Raw genomic sequence first — 13,620 nt, 5'->3', positions numbered from 1 at the left:
CAAAAGCCCCGCTTCTGAAAAGAGGCGGGGCTTTTTGTTGGGCGCTGCGTTGAGGTTGCTGTTTTTGTGGCGAGGGGATTTATCCCCGTTGGGCTGCGTAGCGGCCCCGAAAACGCTAAGGCTGTGGATTGACGCTATCCAACATCCGATTCGCCAACAAACCACTCAGCTCGATTAGTTGCAGGATGCCAAGCGCAACTTGGCGTCTCGAACCTTCAAGATCGAACGCTAGGTCGTTGATCATTGCGTCGGCTGAAGCCAGGGTTTCGCTGAGGTTGGCCAGCAGGCTTTCGGTGTCGATGCCGTCGACGATGGTGAAGAGTTGGCCTGGCGACGGTTTTTTCTCGGGTTTGGCCTGTTTGGGCTTCAGGTAGTAATCCAGCGCGCGATCAGTGGCTTCCTGGATTTTCTTGGGGTCGGTTTCGGGTTCTGGTGGGTTGGGTGTCACTTTGTACATGGATGACGCTCCTTGATTGATGGAGCCGCCAGACATCGCTGCTAAACGAAAAGGGTGGCGGCAGTACGCGGGTTAGCAGACCAGGAATCAAGGAACCCGGCGCACCGAAGTGCCCCACGCACAGCCGCCATGAAGCGGACCTGCGTGCCTTGATATTAAGCCGAGCTGCTAAACCCGATCGCTGAACTTACAGCGACCTGCAAACGTTAGAGCCCAGGGCCAAGGCGCACAAGCCGGCGGATTCTGGCGTAGTTGTAGGCAATGGCGCAAGGCGGCGTAGCCTTGGGATGACGGATTGTGGGAGTTGGGGTTTTTGTGTGTATATCCGTTATTTAGGTAACGGCTGCTTAGGGTTCCGCCCTTACGGCGGGTTACTTTTTTCAGACGCCAAAAAAGTAACCAAAAAGGCTTTGCCCCACCACTCGGCACCTCGCCCAGGCTCGGTGTGCCCTCACTCCGGCATTGCTCCGTGGGCCCGCCGCGAAGGGCCGTCCCTGGCCCAGCGCGGCTATCCCGGCATCCATGCCGGGATGTCCACTGCGCAATGCCTGCGTTCGGCCAGCGTGGTTAACGGGGCGCCCCAGATCAAGATCAAGATCAAGGTCTACAGCGAGGCGGCCTTATAGCCGACCTGGTTCTTTGGCTTTATTCCAATCCCATTGTGGGAGCGAGCCTGCTCGCGAAGAGGCCGGCACATCCAACATTTTCGTCGACTGTGGCACCCCTATCGCGAGCAAGCTCGCTCTCACGGGAGAAACTCGGTCACTCAGAGCCAGGTCGGCTTTAAAGCCGCCTCCTCATGAACATTTATCTCGGATGCCAAGTCAGACCCTAAACCGCCCCACCAACGTCTGCAAATGAACCCCCAGCCGCGCCAACTCCGCGCTGGAAGCTGCCGTCTCCTCACTGGACGACGCCGTCTGCTCCGACACGTCACGCACATTCAGCACGCTGCGGTTGATCTCCTCGGCCACCGCGCTTTGCTGCTCGGCCGCCGCTGCGATCTGCTGGTTCATCGACTGGATCGCCGAAACCGTACGCGTGATGTTCTCCAACGAGCCCCCGGCGCGGCGGGTCAGTTCGACGCTGCTGTCGGTCAGGCTGCGACTGTTGTCCATGATGGTCGCAACCTGCTCGGTGCCGGCTTGCAGACCGACGATCAGCTCTTCAATCTCTTCGGTAGACTTCTGGGTGCGCTGGGCCAGGCTGCGGACTTCATCGGCCACCACCGCGAAACCACGTCCGGCTTCCCCGGCACGGGCCGCTTCGATGGCTGCGTTGAGGGCCAGCAGGTTGGTTTGCTGGGCCACGGACTTGATCACGTCCAGGACGCTGCCGATCTTGTCGCTTTCGCGCTTCAAATCGCCCATGGCGGCGGTGGAGTTGCCCACTTCCTTGGCCAGGCGTTCGATCTGGGCGATGGCTTCGCCAACTACCTTATCGCCTTCACGGGCCTGTTGGTCGGCGGCGACGGCGGCTTCGGAGGCTTCCTCGGCGTTGCGCGCGACTTCCTGCACCGTGGCGGTCATTTCGTGCATGGCCGTGGCGACCTGATCGGTTTCCACTTTCTGACTGTTCACACCGGCGCTGGTCTGTTCGGTCACGGCCGACAGCTGTTCGGCGGCGCTGGCGATCTGGGTAACCCCTTCACCGATGCCACCGATCAATTGCCGCAGGCCCACGGTCATGCGTTGCATGGCGCGTTGCAGTTGGCCGAGTTCGTCGCGGCGTTCAGAGGTGAGGTTATGGGTCAGGTCACCCGCGGCGACGCGTTCTGCCACCTTCAGGGTCTCATCCAGAGGACCGACGATCTGCCGAGTGATGAGCAGGGCGGCGATCACGCCAAATAGCAGGGCCAGGGCGGCGGCTGCAATCAGGATGCTCTTGGCCTGGGCGGTGTCGCGGTCGCGCACGGCGGTCTGTGACACGGTGAGCTTCTGGCTGGAGTCGATCAGGATCTGGCCTTGCTCGCTCATGCGCTGCAGTGCGGCACCGTTATCGAGCTGGGAGTCGCGGAACTGGCTGACCGCCGCTCGATAGAGGTTCATCGAGTCGCTGGCCTGCTGGAGCTTGTCGGCATGCTCCTCGGGCAACTGGGCTGGCAAGCGAGCCAGCAGCTTCAAGACATCGGTGATTGCATCGATGGCCGGCTGTTGGGCCTCGCTTTTGCCGCTGTAAGTGTAACCGCGGACCTGGTAGCGGGCCTGCTGGATCGCCTTGCTCAGGGTCACGATGTTGTTGAACTGGGTGATGTCGCCGCCTTGCAGCAGCGCTTTTTCCACTTCGGCGACCCGCGCCACGGTGTTATCGGCGCTGGCGCCCAGCTTGCTGCGGGCATCTTCGCGACTGACGGTGGCACTGGTCATCTGGGCGAAGGCGCTTTTGTACTCGGCGACGGCGGCCAGTTGCTGGTCGATCAACGCGATGTCGGCGGGCTGTTCGATCAATTCGCGAGCGGTTTTCAGGCCTGCATCGAGCTTGCCAAGCAGGTCGTCGACCTGTTGCGGGCCTTTCTCGCCCCGGGTGGTGTTGTAGTCGATGCTGGCCAGGTTCAAGTCCTTGCTCAGGTCGTTGAGACCGGCAATGAACCCGAGCTTGTCGCCGCGGCTGATGACATTGCCCAGGCCGGACCAGCCGGTGAACGCGATCATCAAGGTGAGGAGCAGCACCAGGCCGAAGCCTGCGCCGAGTTTGCGATTCACGCTTACATTTCCCAGACCCTGGGCAAGCCACCGGAACATGCTGATACTCCCTTGGAGCGCTGATTTGGTTTTATGGGGACTGTATCGGCGGTTTGGGAGGGATCTGTAGGGGATTGTCAAGATTTCGTGGCGAGGAGCAAGCTCCCTCGCCACAGGGTTATGCCGGCCGTTCTGGTCAGACCTTGAAGCGTCCTACCAGCGTTTGCAAATGAACCCCCAGCCGTGCCAATTCGGCGCTGGAGGCAGCGGTCTCTTCGCTGGCGGCGGAGGCCTGCTCGGATACATCGCGGACGTTCAGCACGCTGCGGTTGATCTCCTCGGCCACGGCGCTCTGTTGCTCGGCGGCGGCGGCGATCTGTTGGTTCATTGCCTGGATCGCCGAGACGGTGCGGGTGATGTTCTCCAGGGAACCGCCGGCGCGGCGGGTCAGTTCGACACTGCTATCGGTCAGGCCGCGGCTGCTGCCCAGGCTGCTCGCGACCTTTTCGGTACCCGTCTGCAGGCCGGCAATCAACTCTTCGATTTCCTCGGTGGATTTCTGGGTGCGCTGGGCGAGGCTGCGGACTTCATCGGCCACCACGGCGAAACCACGACCGGCTTCACCGGCACGGGCCGCTTCGATGGCCGCGTTGAGGGCCAGCAGGTTGGTTTGTTGGGCGACGGACTTGATGACGTCGAGGACGCTGCCGATCTTGTCGCTTTCGCGCTGGAGCTGGCCCATCGCTTCGGTAGAGTTGCTCACTTCCCTGGACAGGCGTTCGATCTGGGCGATGGCTTCGCCCACCACTTGGTCGCCCTCGCGGGCCTGCTGGTCGGCGGCGAGGGAGGCCTCGGAGGCTTCCTCGGCATTACGCGCCACTTCCTGCACCGTGGCCGTCATTTCGTGCATGGCGGTGGCGACCTGGTCGGTTTCCACTTTCTGCCTGCTGACTCCGGCGCTAGTCTGCTCGGTGACGGCCGAGAGCTGCTCGGCGGCACTGGCAATCTGCGTAACGCCTTCGCTGATGCCGCCGATCAATTGCCGCAGGCCCACGGTCATGCCTTGCATGGCACGCTGTAGCTGGCCCAGTTCGTCGCGGCGCTCGGAGGTAAGGTTGTGGGTCAGGTCGCCTGCGGCCACGTGTTCGGCCACCTTGAGGGTCTGGCCCAGCGGGTCGACGATCTGTCGGGTGATTATCAGGGCTGCGATCACGCCGAACAGGAGGGCCAGCGCAGCGGCCGAGACCAGGAGAGTATCGGCCTGGGCCGCTTCATGGTTGCGCACCATCGTCTGGGACGCGGTGAGATTCCTGCTGGCCTCGCGTAGCACGACCCCCAGGTCCGACATGCGCTTGATGGCAGCTGCGTTGGCAGTCTGGGCGTCATGGAACTGGCTGACCGCTGCACGATAAGCCTTGAACGATGCACTGGCCTGCTGCAGCTTGGCGGCGTGTTCATCGGCCAGTTGCGGTGCAAGATTGTCGAGGGTTTTCATCGCGTTATCGATGGCATCCAGCGCGGGTTGCTCGGCGCTGGCCTGGCCACTGTAGGTGTAGCCGCGAACCTGATAGCGGGCCTGCTGGAGTGCTTTTGCCAGGCTCGACACACCGCCGAGTCGTGGAACGCTATCGCCTTGCAGCATGGCGTTTTCAACGTCGGCGACATGGGCCACTGCGTTATCGGCGCTGGCGCCCAGTTTGCTGCGGGCATCCTCGCGACTGGCGGTGGCGCGGATCAAATCGGCGACGACAGTCTTGTACTCGGCGACAGCCGCCAACTGCTTATCGATGATCGCTACATCGGCCGGCTCCTCGATCGATTGGCGGGCGCTCTGTAGCCCAGGCTCCAATTTACCGAGGAGATCGTTGAGGTCACCTGGGCCTTTTTCGCCACGGGTCGCGTCATAATCCATGCGCGCGGAGCGCAGGTCCTTGGTCAGGTCGTTCAGGCTGGCGATGAGTCCCAGCGTGTCGCCGCGAGCAACTACCTTGCTCAGGCCGGTCCAACCGGTGAAAGCGATCATTACGGTCAAGAGCAGTACCAAGCCGAAACCGAAGCCGAGTTTGCGATTAACGCCTACGTTACCTAGCCATCGGAACATGCCGGTACTCCCTTGAAGGGCGGAACTGCTTTTTATGATAGTTGTATCGGCGCGATGTGGGAGGACAGGAGAAATGCGTTAGATGCGTTTGGAATACCCTTGCAAACGATCAGGATCAGAATAGCCGCGCAAGCAACGCCGTCACCGCGGTCTCGACCCGCAGGATCCGCTCACCAAGCTGCACCGGCTGCAGGCCGGCCTTGCCCAGCAAGTCGATCTCATAGGGAATCCAACCGCCTTCGGGGCCGATTGCCAGGGTCACCGGTTCGGTCAGTGCCCGGGGGCAGGGCGGGTGGTTGCCGGGGTGGCCGACCAGCCCGAGGGTGCCCTCGGCGATGGCGGGCAGGCGATCCTCGACGAAGGGTTTGAAGCGCTTCTCGATGACGATTTCCGGCAGCACGCTGTCCCGGGCCTGCTCCAGCCCCAGGATCAGTTGTTCACGAATCGCCTCGGGCTCCAGGAACGGCGTCTGCCAAAAACTTTTTTCCACCCGATAACTGTTCACTAGCACCACGCGCGGCACGCCCATGGTCGCCACGGTCTGGAACACGCGCCTGAGCATCTTCGGACGCGGCAGTGCCAGCACCAGGGTCAAGGGCAACTTGGCCGGTGGCGGCTGGTCCAGGGTCACTTGCAGTTCGGCTTCGCGAGTTTCCAGGCGCAGCACCTGGGCCGTGCCCATCAAGCCGCCGATGCGCCCGACCCGCAGGCTGTCGCCGACGGCGCTGCGGTGGACTTCCTGCATGTGCGTCAACCGGCGATCGCTCAGGACGACGCGGTCAGGCCCGATGAAATCGGCCTCTTCGAGCAGCAGCAGGTTCACGCTTGGGTCGCTGGCGGCTGGTCGTTGTGGTCATCGACCGGCTGGTCCTCGGGTTCATCTTCCCGGCGCTTGCGCACCAGGCCACCGAACAGGATACCGATTTCGAACAGCAGCCACATCGGCACGGCCAGCAAGGTCTGGGAGAAAATGTCCGGCGGCGTGAGGATCATGCCGACCACGAAGCAGCCGATGATCACGTACGGGCGGATTTTCTTCAGATAGGCGACATCGACCACGCCGATCCACACCAGCAGCACCACTGCTACAGGAATCTCGAACGCCACGCCGAAGGCGAAGAACAGCGTCATGACGAAATCCAGGTAGCTGGTGATGTCGGTCATCATCTCCACGCCCGCCGGGGTGGCGGCGGCGAAGAACTTGAAGATCAGCGGGAACACCAGGAAATAGGCGAAGGCCATGCCGGTATAGAACAGCAGGATGCTCGACACCAGCAGCGGCACGGCGATGCGTTTTTCATGCTTGTACAGGCCCGGTGCGATGAAGCCCCAGATCTGGTGCAGGATCACCGGGATCGCCAGGAACAGCGAGACCATCATCGTCAGCTTCAGCGGCGTCAGGAACGGCGATGACACGTCGGTGGCGATCATCGTCGCGCCCGCTGGCAGGTATTCGCGCAGCGGCGTGGAGACGAAGGTGTAGATCTGCTGGGTGAAGGAGAATAGCCCGGCGAAGATAATGAAAACCGCCGCGACGCAACGCAGCAGGCGGGTGCGCAACTCGGTGAGGTGCGATACCAGCGGCATTGGCTGGTCGTTTTCAGGGATATCGCTCATGGGGCTCGCGGCGGCAAAGTGGGATCGTGGGGAGTCGGTGTGGTCGCAGGAGCCGGATCGACCGGCTTCGCGGGTTCGGCCACTGCTGGCGCCGCTTCGACAGTCGGTGCCTGGGGCGCAATCGTCGGCTCGGCTACGGGCTGGACCGGCGTAGGCTCCTGCTGGGTCGGCGTGAAGATTTTCCGCGCTTCCTGCTCCAGGGACAGGATGTGTTCGTTGTGCAGTTGCCGACGGATGTCGTCGGCACCGATTTCACGTTCAACTTCCTGTTTGATCGCGTTGAAGCTGCGCTTCAGGCGCCCGATCCACAGACCGGCGGTACGCGCAGCGCCCGGCAGGCGCTCGGGGCCCAGCACCAGCAGGGCGACGAGGCCGACGAGCAGCAGTTCAGTGAAGCTGATCCCAAACATTAGTCAGTGCTCACGAGTCTTTGCGGGTTGGCTCTTCGACTTTCTGGGCCTGCACGTCGATGGTGTTCGGCGCATTCACCGGCTGGGTGGCCTGCGGGTGTACCGGTTGGGCCGGCTGCACGGGTTGAGCCTGGGAGGTCGCCGGGTCGGCCGGTTTTTCGTCATCGTTCATGGCCTTGCGGAAGCCCTTGATCGACTCGCCGACATCGGTGCCGAGGTTTTTCAGTTTCTTGGTGCCGAATACCAGCACCACGACCACCAGAATGACGATCCAGTGTTTCCAGTCAAAGATACCCATGTGGCTACTCCTCTCAAAAATTGATCAGGCGGACGGGCGCGAGGCTTTCTCGACGTGCCCGGACAGACCGAAGCGACGGTCCAGTTCATCCAGTACGGCCTGCGGATGCTGCCCCAGTTGGGCCAGCATGACCAGGCTGTGGAACCACAGGTCGGCGGTCTCGTAGATCACGTCGCTGCAGTCGCCGCTGATGGCGGCGTCCTTGGCGGCGATGATGGTCTCGACCGACTCTTCGCCGACCTTTTCCAGAATCTTGTTCAAGCCCTTGTGGTAGAGGCTGGCGACATAGGAACTGTCGGCCGCGGCGCCCTTGCGTTCTTCCAGCACCTGGGCCAGGCGGGTCAAGGTGTCAGTCATGGGAGTGTCCTGAATAAATGGCATGCGGGTCCTTGAGCACCGGGTCGACGGTTTTCCAGTCGCCGTTCTCGAAGACGCGATAGAAGCAGCTTTGACGGCCGGTATGGCAGGCGATTTCGCCGACCTGCTCGACCATCAGGATGATGACGTCGCCGTCGCAATCCAGGCGCATCTCATGCAGGTGCTGCACATGCCCGGATTCTTCACCTTTGCGCCACAGCTTGCCACGGGAACGTGACCAGTAGATGGCGCGGTTCTCGGCGGCGGTCAGGGCCAGCGCTTCGCGGTTCATCCAGGCCATCATCAACACGCGCCCGGTCTTGTGATCCTGGGCGATGGCCGGCACCAGGCCGTCAGCGTCCCACTTGATCTCGTCCTGCCAGTTTTTCATCTTGGGTCCTGGGGCAGCGGCAAGCTTTAAGCTTCAAGCTGCAAGTAAAAGCGATTCTGTGTGGTGCTTGCGTTGATAGTTCACCCATGAACTTGCGGCTTGCAGCTTATCGCTTGCAGCTGCTTCGTGCTATCGACGAACGACCAGATACAAACCAACGGCCACCATGATGCCGGCGGGCCAATGGCCCAACTGGCTTAACGGACCGCCGGCGGCCAGCACGGCGCCTCCGCCCAGGTGGGCTGCGCCGAGCAATCGCAGGAACCAGTCATCCTTGCGTCGGTGCCACGGCGGCGCCGGGTCGTTGGCGTGGGGTTGGGACATGCGTTCGAGCAGGTCACGGGTCATGTTGGCCAGGTGGGGAAGCTGTTCGAACTGGCTCTGGACGTTGCCCAGCAAGGCTTTCGGACTCATCCGCTCGCGCATCCAGCGTTCGAGGAACGGTTGGGCGGTGTTCCACAAATCCAGATCCGGATAGAGCTGGCGGCCGAGGCCTTCGATGTTCAGCAGGGTTTTCTGCAGCAGCACCAATTGCGGCTGCACTTCCATGTTGAAGCGTCGTGCGGTCTGGAACAGGCGCATCAGCACCTGGCCGAAGGAAATATCCTTTAACGGTTTTTCGAAGATCGGTTCGCACACGGTGCGGATTGCCGCTTCGAATTCGTTGAGCTTGGTCTCGGCCGGCACCCAACCCGAATCGATGTGCAGTTGGGCGACGCGACGGTAGTCTCGCTTGAAGAAGGCGAACAGGTTGCGCGCCAGGTAATCCTGGTCCTCAGGGGTGAGGCTGCCGACGATGCCGCAGTCGATCGCAATGTATTGCGGGCTCCACGGCTGCACGGTGCTGACGAAGATGTTGCCCGGGTGCATGTCGGCGTGGAAGAAGCTATCGCGGAACACCTGGGTGAAGAAGATTTCCACGCCGCGCTCGGCCAGCAGTTTCATGTCGGTGCGCTGGTCGGCGAGGGTCGCCAGGTCGGTGACCTGGATGCCGTAGATGCGCTCCATCACCAGCACTTTCGGCCGGCACCAGTCCCAATAGACTTGCGGTACGTAGAGCAGCGGCGAGCCTTCGAAGTTGCGGCGCAGCTGGCTGGCGTTGGCGGCCTCGCGCAGCAGATCAAGCTCGTCGAAGATGGTTTTCTCGTAGTCCTGGACCACGTCCACCGGGTGCAGCAGGCGCGCGTCGGCGGACACCCGCTCGGCGGCGCGGGCCAGGATGAACAGCCAGGCCAGGTCCTGGGCGATGACCGGTTTCAGACCCGGGCGAATCACCTTCACCACGACCTCTTCGCCTGTCTTGAGCTGGGCGGCGTGCACCTGGGCGACCGACGCCGAGGCCAGGGGCTCGACATCGAAGCGGCTGAAGACTTCGCTGATCTTCTTGCCCAGTTGCGCTTCGATCAGCGCGACCGACAACTTCGAGTCGAACGGCGGCACGCGGTCTTGCAGCAGCATCAACTCATCGGCGATGTCTTCGGGCAACAGGTCGCGGCGGGTCGAAAGGATCTGCCCGAACTTGATGAAGATCGGCCCTAGGTCCTGCAAGGCCAGGCGCAGGCGAGCGCCGCGACTCAGGTCCAGGGTTCGCCGGGGGAACCAGCGCCACGGCAACACGAAGCGCAGCGCCAGGAGAAACCAGGGCAGCGGCAAGGCGAACAGCAGGTCATCGAGGCGGTAACGGATCACGACGCGCTGGATGCGCAACAGACGGCGGACGGCAAGCAGCTTCATGCGTTATCGCTTGGATTCAAGGGTTCGGGAAAGGCGCTCGAAACGCGCCTCGAGACGTTCCAGGTCGAGCTTGACCTGGTCCAGTTCATCAAAACGGGCCTGTGCTTCGCGCTGCCCCACGAGGGTACGCGATTCTTCGGCCAGGTATTCACTCAGATTCTGTCCCAGGCTGGCGAAGCCCTGGCGGTACCAGCGGCTGCGGCTGCGCAGGTGGCCGCTGAGCAACTGAGTCGCCACCGGGCCGATCCAGCGGGACACTTCGTATTCCCAGTCCAGCTCAAGGTCCTGGAGGATCGCCGCCAGCTCCAGCAGCACGCCGCTGTCGCCGTCGAGCTCGACGTCCGGGCCATGCAGCACCGCGGTCTTGTTCTTGCTCAGCGCCAGTTCAAGCAGGCTCGACGCCGGGGCGCGCAGCGTACAGTCAGCCTCGGCCTCCCAGTGGGCGGCGAGCATCAGCCCCTCATCGCTGGGCAGGATAAACAGCTGCAACGCCGGGCTGCGGCAATCGACGGCAATCACCTTGCCGCTCAAGTGCGCCAGGCGCATCGGCGCCGTACTGTCCAGGCGCAGGACCCGGTTGATCCCGAGTTCGACGCTGGCGAGCAGGCCGGTGAGCAGCATCAGGGCTTGATACCGCGGTGCAGGGCGACGATGCCTGACGTCATGTTGTGATAGGTCACGCGGTCGAAGCCGGCCTCGACCATCATGGACTTCAGGGTTTCCTGGTCGGGGTGCATGCGGATCGATTCGGCCAGGTAGCGATAGCTTTCCGCGTCGTTGGTGATCAGCTTGCCCATCAGCGGCATGAAGGCGAACGAGTAGGCGTCATAGGCCTTGGACATCAGCGCGTTGGTCGGCTTGGAGAACTCCAGCACCAGCAGCCGGCCACCGGGCTTGAGCACACGCAACATCGAGCGCAGGGCGTCTTCCTTGTGGGTGACGTTGCGCAGGCCGAAGGCGATCGTCACGCAGTCGAAGTGGTTATCCGGGAACGGCAGCTTTTCGGCATCGGCCTGGACGAACTCGACGTTGCCGGCCACGCCCAGGTCCAGCAGGCGATCGCGGCCGACCTTGAGCATCGATTCGTTGATGTCGGCGAGCACCACGTGGCCGGTCGGGCCGACGATGTGGGAAAACTTCTTGGTCAGGTCGCCCGTGCCGCCGGCGATGTCCAGCACCCGGTTGCCGCTGCGCACGCCTGACAGTTCGATCGCGAAACGCTTCCAGAGGCGATGCATGCCGCCCGAAAGCAGGTCGTTCATCAGGTCGTACTTGGCGGCCACCGAGTGGAAAACCTCGGCGACTTTTTCCGCCTTCTGGCTTTCCGGCACGTTCTTGAAGCCGAAGTGTGTGGTGGGTTCGGCATCGCTGCCTTTGCGCTGATCGGTCATATCGCGGTCACCAAAAAAGAATGCGGGACATTCTAATCCCGGTGGAGGGCTTTGTCTTGGCAAGGCTGCAGGTAAGATGGACCATCGCCCGGACGTTTTGACGCAGGCAGGGTCTGAACGTTCAGGCAAGTCTCGATCAAGCAGGAGTTATCAGATGGCCCGTATTACTGTTGAACGTGCCCATGGCCTGGGCAAGGAAGCGGCCCGTGAAAAGGCTGACAAGTTGGCCGCAAAATTGTCCAGCAGCTATGGCCTGGAGCCTACTTGGGAAGGCGACACGCTCAAGCTCAAGCGTTCCGGGGTCAAGGGCGAAGTGCATGTGGGCGAGGATTCGATTCGCGTCGATGTGGAGTTGGGCATGTTGATGTCGGCCATGAGCGGCACGATCAAAGGTGAAATCGAAAAGGCGCTGGATAAGGCGTTGGCTTGATTGATTGGAAGAGTGCGATTGCAAAATTAAAGTTCACCACTCACCCCTGTGGGAGCGAGCTTGCTCGCGATTGCATTGTTTCAGTCACATCAAGGTTGGCTGACTCTCCGCCATCGCGAGCAAGCTCGCTCCCACAGGGGAAGTCATCGCCCTCAGGTTTGTGTCAGTTGTTAGGGTGCCCTTTCTAATTATTGTCACTACTTTGTGCCTGAGCCCGACCGTGTGCGGGCAGTTCCTCAAACCTTTTTTCGAGTGAGGTGCACCATGGCCAAAGTTATCCTGAAGAAAAAAACCGACGTTGAATCTTCCACGCTCAGCGACGTGAAAACGTATGCGCGCAAGATCTGGCTGGCGGGCCTGGGCGCCTACACGAAGGTCGGCCAGGAAGGCAGCGAGTACTTCCAGGAGTTGGTAAAAGCTGGCGAACTTATTGAAACCAAAGGCAAAAAGAAAATTGCCGGAAAACTTGAAGCGGCTAACAGCGAGCTGATCGAAGCCAAGACCGACGTGAATACGTTCAAGGCTCGGGTTGAAGTACAACTCGATAAAGTCGAGAAGGTATTCGACGCGCGTGTTGCAAGTGCCTTGAATCGTATCGGCATTCCGTCTAAACATGACGTTGAGGCACTCTCTGCTAAGCTCGATGAGCTGACGGCATTGCTCGAACGTGTCGCGCGTAAACATTAAGGAGAACGGGATGGCTGGCAAAAAAATCACCGAAAAAGAAGGCAGCTCGTGGGCCGGGAAGATTGAAAAGTACTCCCGCAAAATCTGGCTTGCTGGTTTAGGCGTGTACTCGAAGATCGACACTGACGGCAGCAAACTCTTCGAGTCCCTGGTTAAGGACGGCGAGAAAGCCGAAAAACTCACCAAGACGGCGATCGGCAAACAAGTCGATGCGGCTGCGGTCTCTGCCGAGTCCGCCAAGTCGAGAATCGGCGGCGTGAAGGATCGGGCGATGGGTAAGTGGGACGAGCTGGAAGGGGCTTTCGACAAGCGCCTGAACAGCGCGATTTCCCGCCTGGGCGTGCCGAGCCGCAATGAAGTCAAGGAACTGCACAACAAGGTCGACACCCTGACCAAGCAGATCGAAAAACTCACCGGCGCGAAAGTCACGTCAGTCGCGACCAAGGCTACAGCCACCAAGACGGCGGCGGCCAAGCCTGCGGCGAAGACGGCAGCCAAGCCACTGGTCAAGGCTGCGGCCAAACCGGCAGCGAAAGCCGCCGCCAAGCCCGCGGCCAAAACCGCAGCGGCGAAACCGGCAGCGAAGGCAGCGGCCAAACCAGTAGCGGCCAAGGCAGCAGCCAAACCCGCCGCTAAGCCTGCGGCCAAAACCGCGGCCGCCAAACCTGCCACCGCCAAGCCGGCAGCCAAGCCAGCGGCAAAAGCGCCGGCCAAACCAGCGGCGAAAGCAGCAGCCAAACCCGCCGCAAAACCTGCCGCAGCGAAAAAGCCTGCCGTGAAAAAACCGGCCGCACCCAAAGCAGCCGCACCCAAGGCGCCAACCGCCACCACCAAACCGGCAACACCTCCGGTGAGCGCGGCGAACTCCGCCTCGGCTCCGGCCCCGGTTGCCACGCCAACACCTGCGCCGACCCCATCGACGCCACCCACCCAGTCCTGATCTCCAGGACTAAAAAAACGCCCGGCCTGTTGAGGCCGGGCTTTTTTATGCGTGTGCATTTGGATGCACTGCAGGTTCAACTTGTGGGAGCGAGCTTGCTCGCGATGGCGGTGTATCAGGACACAT

General features: G+C 61.7%; 15 protein-coding genes and 1 pseudogene. 4 read left to right on the top strand and 12 right to left on the bottom strand.

Features of this window, described 5'->3' with window-relative positions:
- Positions 1-115: 115 nt before the first annotated feature.
- The gene (locus AB4N42_RS00975) at positions 116-457 is read right to left on the bottom strand and encodes a DUF6124 family protein (protein WP_030138254.1); all 342 of its coding nucleotides are present in this window, start codon (positions 455-457) and stop codon (positions 116-118) included.
- 443 nt (positions 458-900) lie between these two features.
- Between AB4N42_RS00975 and AB4N42_RS00970 the strand changes: the two genes are divergently transcribed.
- Positions 901-1,083, top strand: a complete 183-nt coding sequence (locus AB4N42_RS00970; protein WP_198797429.1) for a nucleoid-structuring protein H-NS — start codon at positions 901-903, stop codon at positions 1,081-1,083.
- 198 nt (positions 1,084-1,281) lie between these two features.
- Here the strand turns inward: AB4N42_RS00970 and AB4N42_RS00965 are convergent, their stop codons facing one another.
- The 11 genes and pseudogenes from AB4N42_RS00965 to ubiE form a co-directional block, all read right to left on the bottom strand.
- Positions 1,282-3,198 (bottom strand): methyl-accepting chemotaxis protein, encoded by a 1,917-nt coding sequence (locus tag AB4N42_RS00965; RefSeq protein WP_030139112.1) that lies wholly within the window; start codon positions 3,196-3,198, stop codon positions 1,282-1,284.
- A gap of 136 nt (positions 3,199-3,334) precedes the next feature.
- Positions 3,335-5,239 (bottom strand): methyl-accepting chemotaxis protein, encoded by a 1,905-nt coding sequence (locus AB4N42_RS00960; RefSeq protein WP_258648741.1) that lies wholly within the window; start codon positions 5,237-5,239, stop codon positions 3,335-3,337.
- A gap of 115 nt (positions 5,240-5,354) precedes the next feature.
- Entirely contained in the window at positions 5,355-6,062 is a 708-nt protein-coding gene (locus AB4N42_RS00955; protein ID WP_030139114.1) for a 16S rRNA (uracil(1498)-N(3))-methyltransferase, read from the bottom strand.
- Complete coding sequence (tatC, locus tag AB4N42_RS00950) at positions 6,059-6,856, bottom strand: twin-arginine translocase subunit TatC (RefSeq protein WP_030139115.1); 798 nt, start codon at positions 6,854-6,856, stop codon at positions 6,059-6,061. Before tatC ends, AB4N42_RS00955 begins: the two co-directional genes overlap by 4 nt.
- Positions 6,853-7,266 carry a Sec-independent protein translocase protein TatB gene (tatB, locus tag AB4N42_RS00945; RefSeq protein WP_198797399.1) on the bottom strand — a complete coding sequence of 138 codons (414 nt, stop codon included), beginning with the start codon at positions 7,264-7,266 and terminating at the stop codon, positions 6,853-6,855. Before tatB ends, tatC begins: the two co-directional genes overlap by 4 nt.
- Before the next feature lie 10 nt (positions 7,267-7,276).
- Positions 7,277-7,564: a twin-arginine translocase TatA/TatE family subunit gene (locus tag AB4N42_RS00940; protein ID WP_030139117.1), complete on the bottom strand. Its 288-nt coding sequence runs from the start codon at positions 7,562-7,564 to the stop codon at positions 7,277-7,279.
- Positions 7,565-7,588: 24 nt separating this feature from the next.
- A complete protein-coding gene (locus AB4N42_RS00935) occupies positions 7,589-7,921 on the bottom strand; it encodes a phosphoribosyl-ATP diphosphatase (RefSeq protein WP_017126935.1) in 333 nt (110 codons plus the stop codon).
- Positions 7,914-8,312, bottom strand: a complete 399-nt coding sequence (gene hisI / locus AB4N42_RS00930; RefSeq protein WP_181290774.1) for a phosphoribosyl-AMP cyclohydrolase — start codon at positions 8,310-8,312, stop codon at positions 7,914-7,916. Before hisI ends, AB4N42_RS00935 begins: the two co-directional genes overlap by 8 nt.
- A 129-nt stretch (positions 8,313-8,441) precedes the next feature.
- Complete coding sequence (ubiB, locus tag AB4N42_RS00925; protein ID WP_030139119.1) at positions 8,442-10,046, bottom strand: ubiquinone biosynthesis regulatory protein kinase UbiB; 1,605 nt, start codon at positions 10,044-10,046, stop codon at positions 8,442-8,444.
- Positions 10,043-10,667, bottom strand: a pseudogene (locus AB4N42_RS00920) (ubiquinone biosynthesis accessory factor UbiJ). Before AB4N42_RS00920 ends, ubiB begins: the two are co-directional and overlap by 4 nt.
- Positions 10,667-11,437, bottom strand: coding sequence for a bifunctional demethylmenaquinone methyltransferase/2-methoxy-6-polyprenyl-1,4-benzoquinol methylase UbiE (gene ubiE, locus AB4N42_RS00915; RefSeq protein ID WP_024779926.1), 771 nt, complete (start codon positions 11,435-11,437; stop codon positions 10,667-10,669). The pseudogene AB4N42_RS00920 and the gene ubiE overlap by 1 nt, the downstream one beginning before the upstream one ends.
- Before the next feature lie 154 nt (positions 11,438-11,591).
- Here ubiE and AB4N42_RS00910 point away from each other — a divergent pair, with 154 nt between their 5' ends.
- The 3 genes from AB4N42_RS00910 to AB4N42_RS00900 all read left to right on the top strand — a co-directional run bounded on the left by AB4N42_RS00910 (position 11,592) and on the right by AB4N42_RS00900 (position 13,494).
- Positions 11,592-11,867 (top strand): polyhydroxyalkanoic acid system family protein, encoded by a 276-nt coding sequence (locus tag AB4N42_RS00910; RefSeq protein ID WP_030139120.1) that lies wholly within the window; start codon positions 11,592-11,594, stop codon positions 11,865-11,867.
- A 264-nt stretch (positions 11,868-12,131) separates the two neighbouring features.
- Positions 12,132-12,554, top strand: coding sequence for a phasin family protein (locus tag AB4N42_RS00905; RefSeq protein ID WP_030139121.1), 423 nt, complete (start codon positions 12,132-12,134; stop codon positions 12,552-12,554).
- A gap of 10 nt (positions 12,555-12,564) precedes the next feature.
- On the top strand, positions 12,565-13,494 hold the full coding sequence (locus AB4N42_RS00900; protein ID WP_460115743.1) for a phasin family protein: 930 nt from the start codon (positions 12,565-12,567) through the stop codon (positions 13,492-13,494).
- Positions 13,495-13,620 lie beyond the last annotated feature (126 nt).

Source organism: Pseudomonas sp. H2_D02 (assembly GCF_054677635.1).
Note: the sequence above shows the minus strand (reverse complement) of the source record. Positions and strands in the feature narration are given on the sequence as shown.

Coding starts and splice junctions, on each gene's coding strand:
- AB4N42_RS00975 (WP_030138254.1), bottom strand. CDS start 457: ATGTACAAAGTGACACCCAACCCACCAGAACCCGAAACCGACCCCAAG.
- AB4N42_RS00965 (WP_030139112.1), bottom strand. CDS start 3,198: ATGTTCCGGTGGCTTGCCCAGGGTCTGGGAAATGTAAGCGTGAATCGC.
- AB4N42_RS00960 (WP_258648741.1), bottom strand. CDS start 5,239: ATGTTCCGATGGCTAGGTAACGTAGGCGTTAATCGCAAACTCGGCTTC.
- tatC (WP_030139115.1), bottom strand. CDS start 6,856: ATGAGCGATATCCCTGAAAACGACCAGCCAATGCCGCTGGTATCGCAC.
- tatB (WP_198797399.1), bottom strand. CDS start 7,266: ATGTTTGGGATCAGCTTCACTGAACTGCTGCTCGTCGGCCTCGTCGCC.
- AB4N42_RS00940 (WP_030139117.1), bottom strand. CDS start 7,564: ATGGGTATCTTTGACTGGAAACACTGGATCGTCATTCTGGTGGTCGTG.
- AB4N42_RS00935 (WP_017126935.1), bottom strand. CDS start 7,921: ATGACTGACACCTTGACCCGCCTGGCCCAGGTGCTGGAAGAACGCAAG.
- hisI (WP_181290774.1), bottom strand. CDS start 8,312: ATGAAAAACTGGCAGGACGAGATCAAGTGGGACGCTGACGGCCTGGTG.
- ubiB (WP_030139119.1), bottom strand. CDS start 10,046: ATGAAGCTGCTTGCCGTCCGCCGTCTGTTGCGCATCCAGCGCGTCGTG.
- ubiE (WP_024779926.1), bottom strand. CDS start 11,437: ATGACCGATCAGCGCAAAGGCAGCGATGCCGAACCCACCACACACTTC.
- AB4N42_RS00910 (WP_030139120.1), top strand. CDS start 11,592: ATGGCCCGTATTACTGTTGAACGTGCCCATGGCCTGGGCAAGGAAGCG.
- AB4N42_RS00905 (WP_030139121.1), top strand. CDS start 12,132: ATGGCCAAAGTTATCCTGAAGAAAAAAACCGACGTTGAATCTTCCACG.
- AB4N42_RS00900 (WP_460115743.1), top strand. CDS start 12,565: ATGGCTGGCAAAAAAATCACCGAAAAAGAAGGCAGCTCGTGGGCCGGG.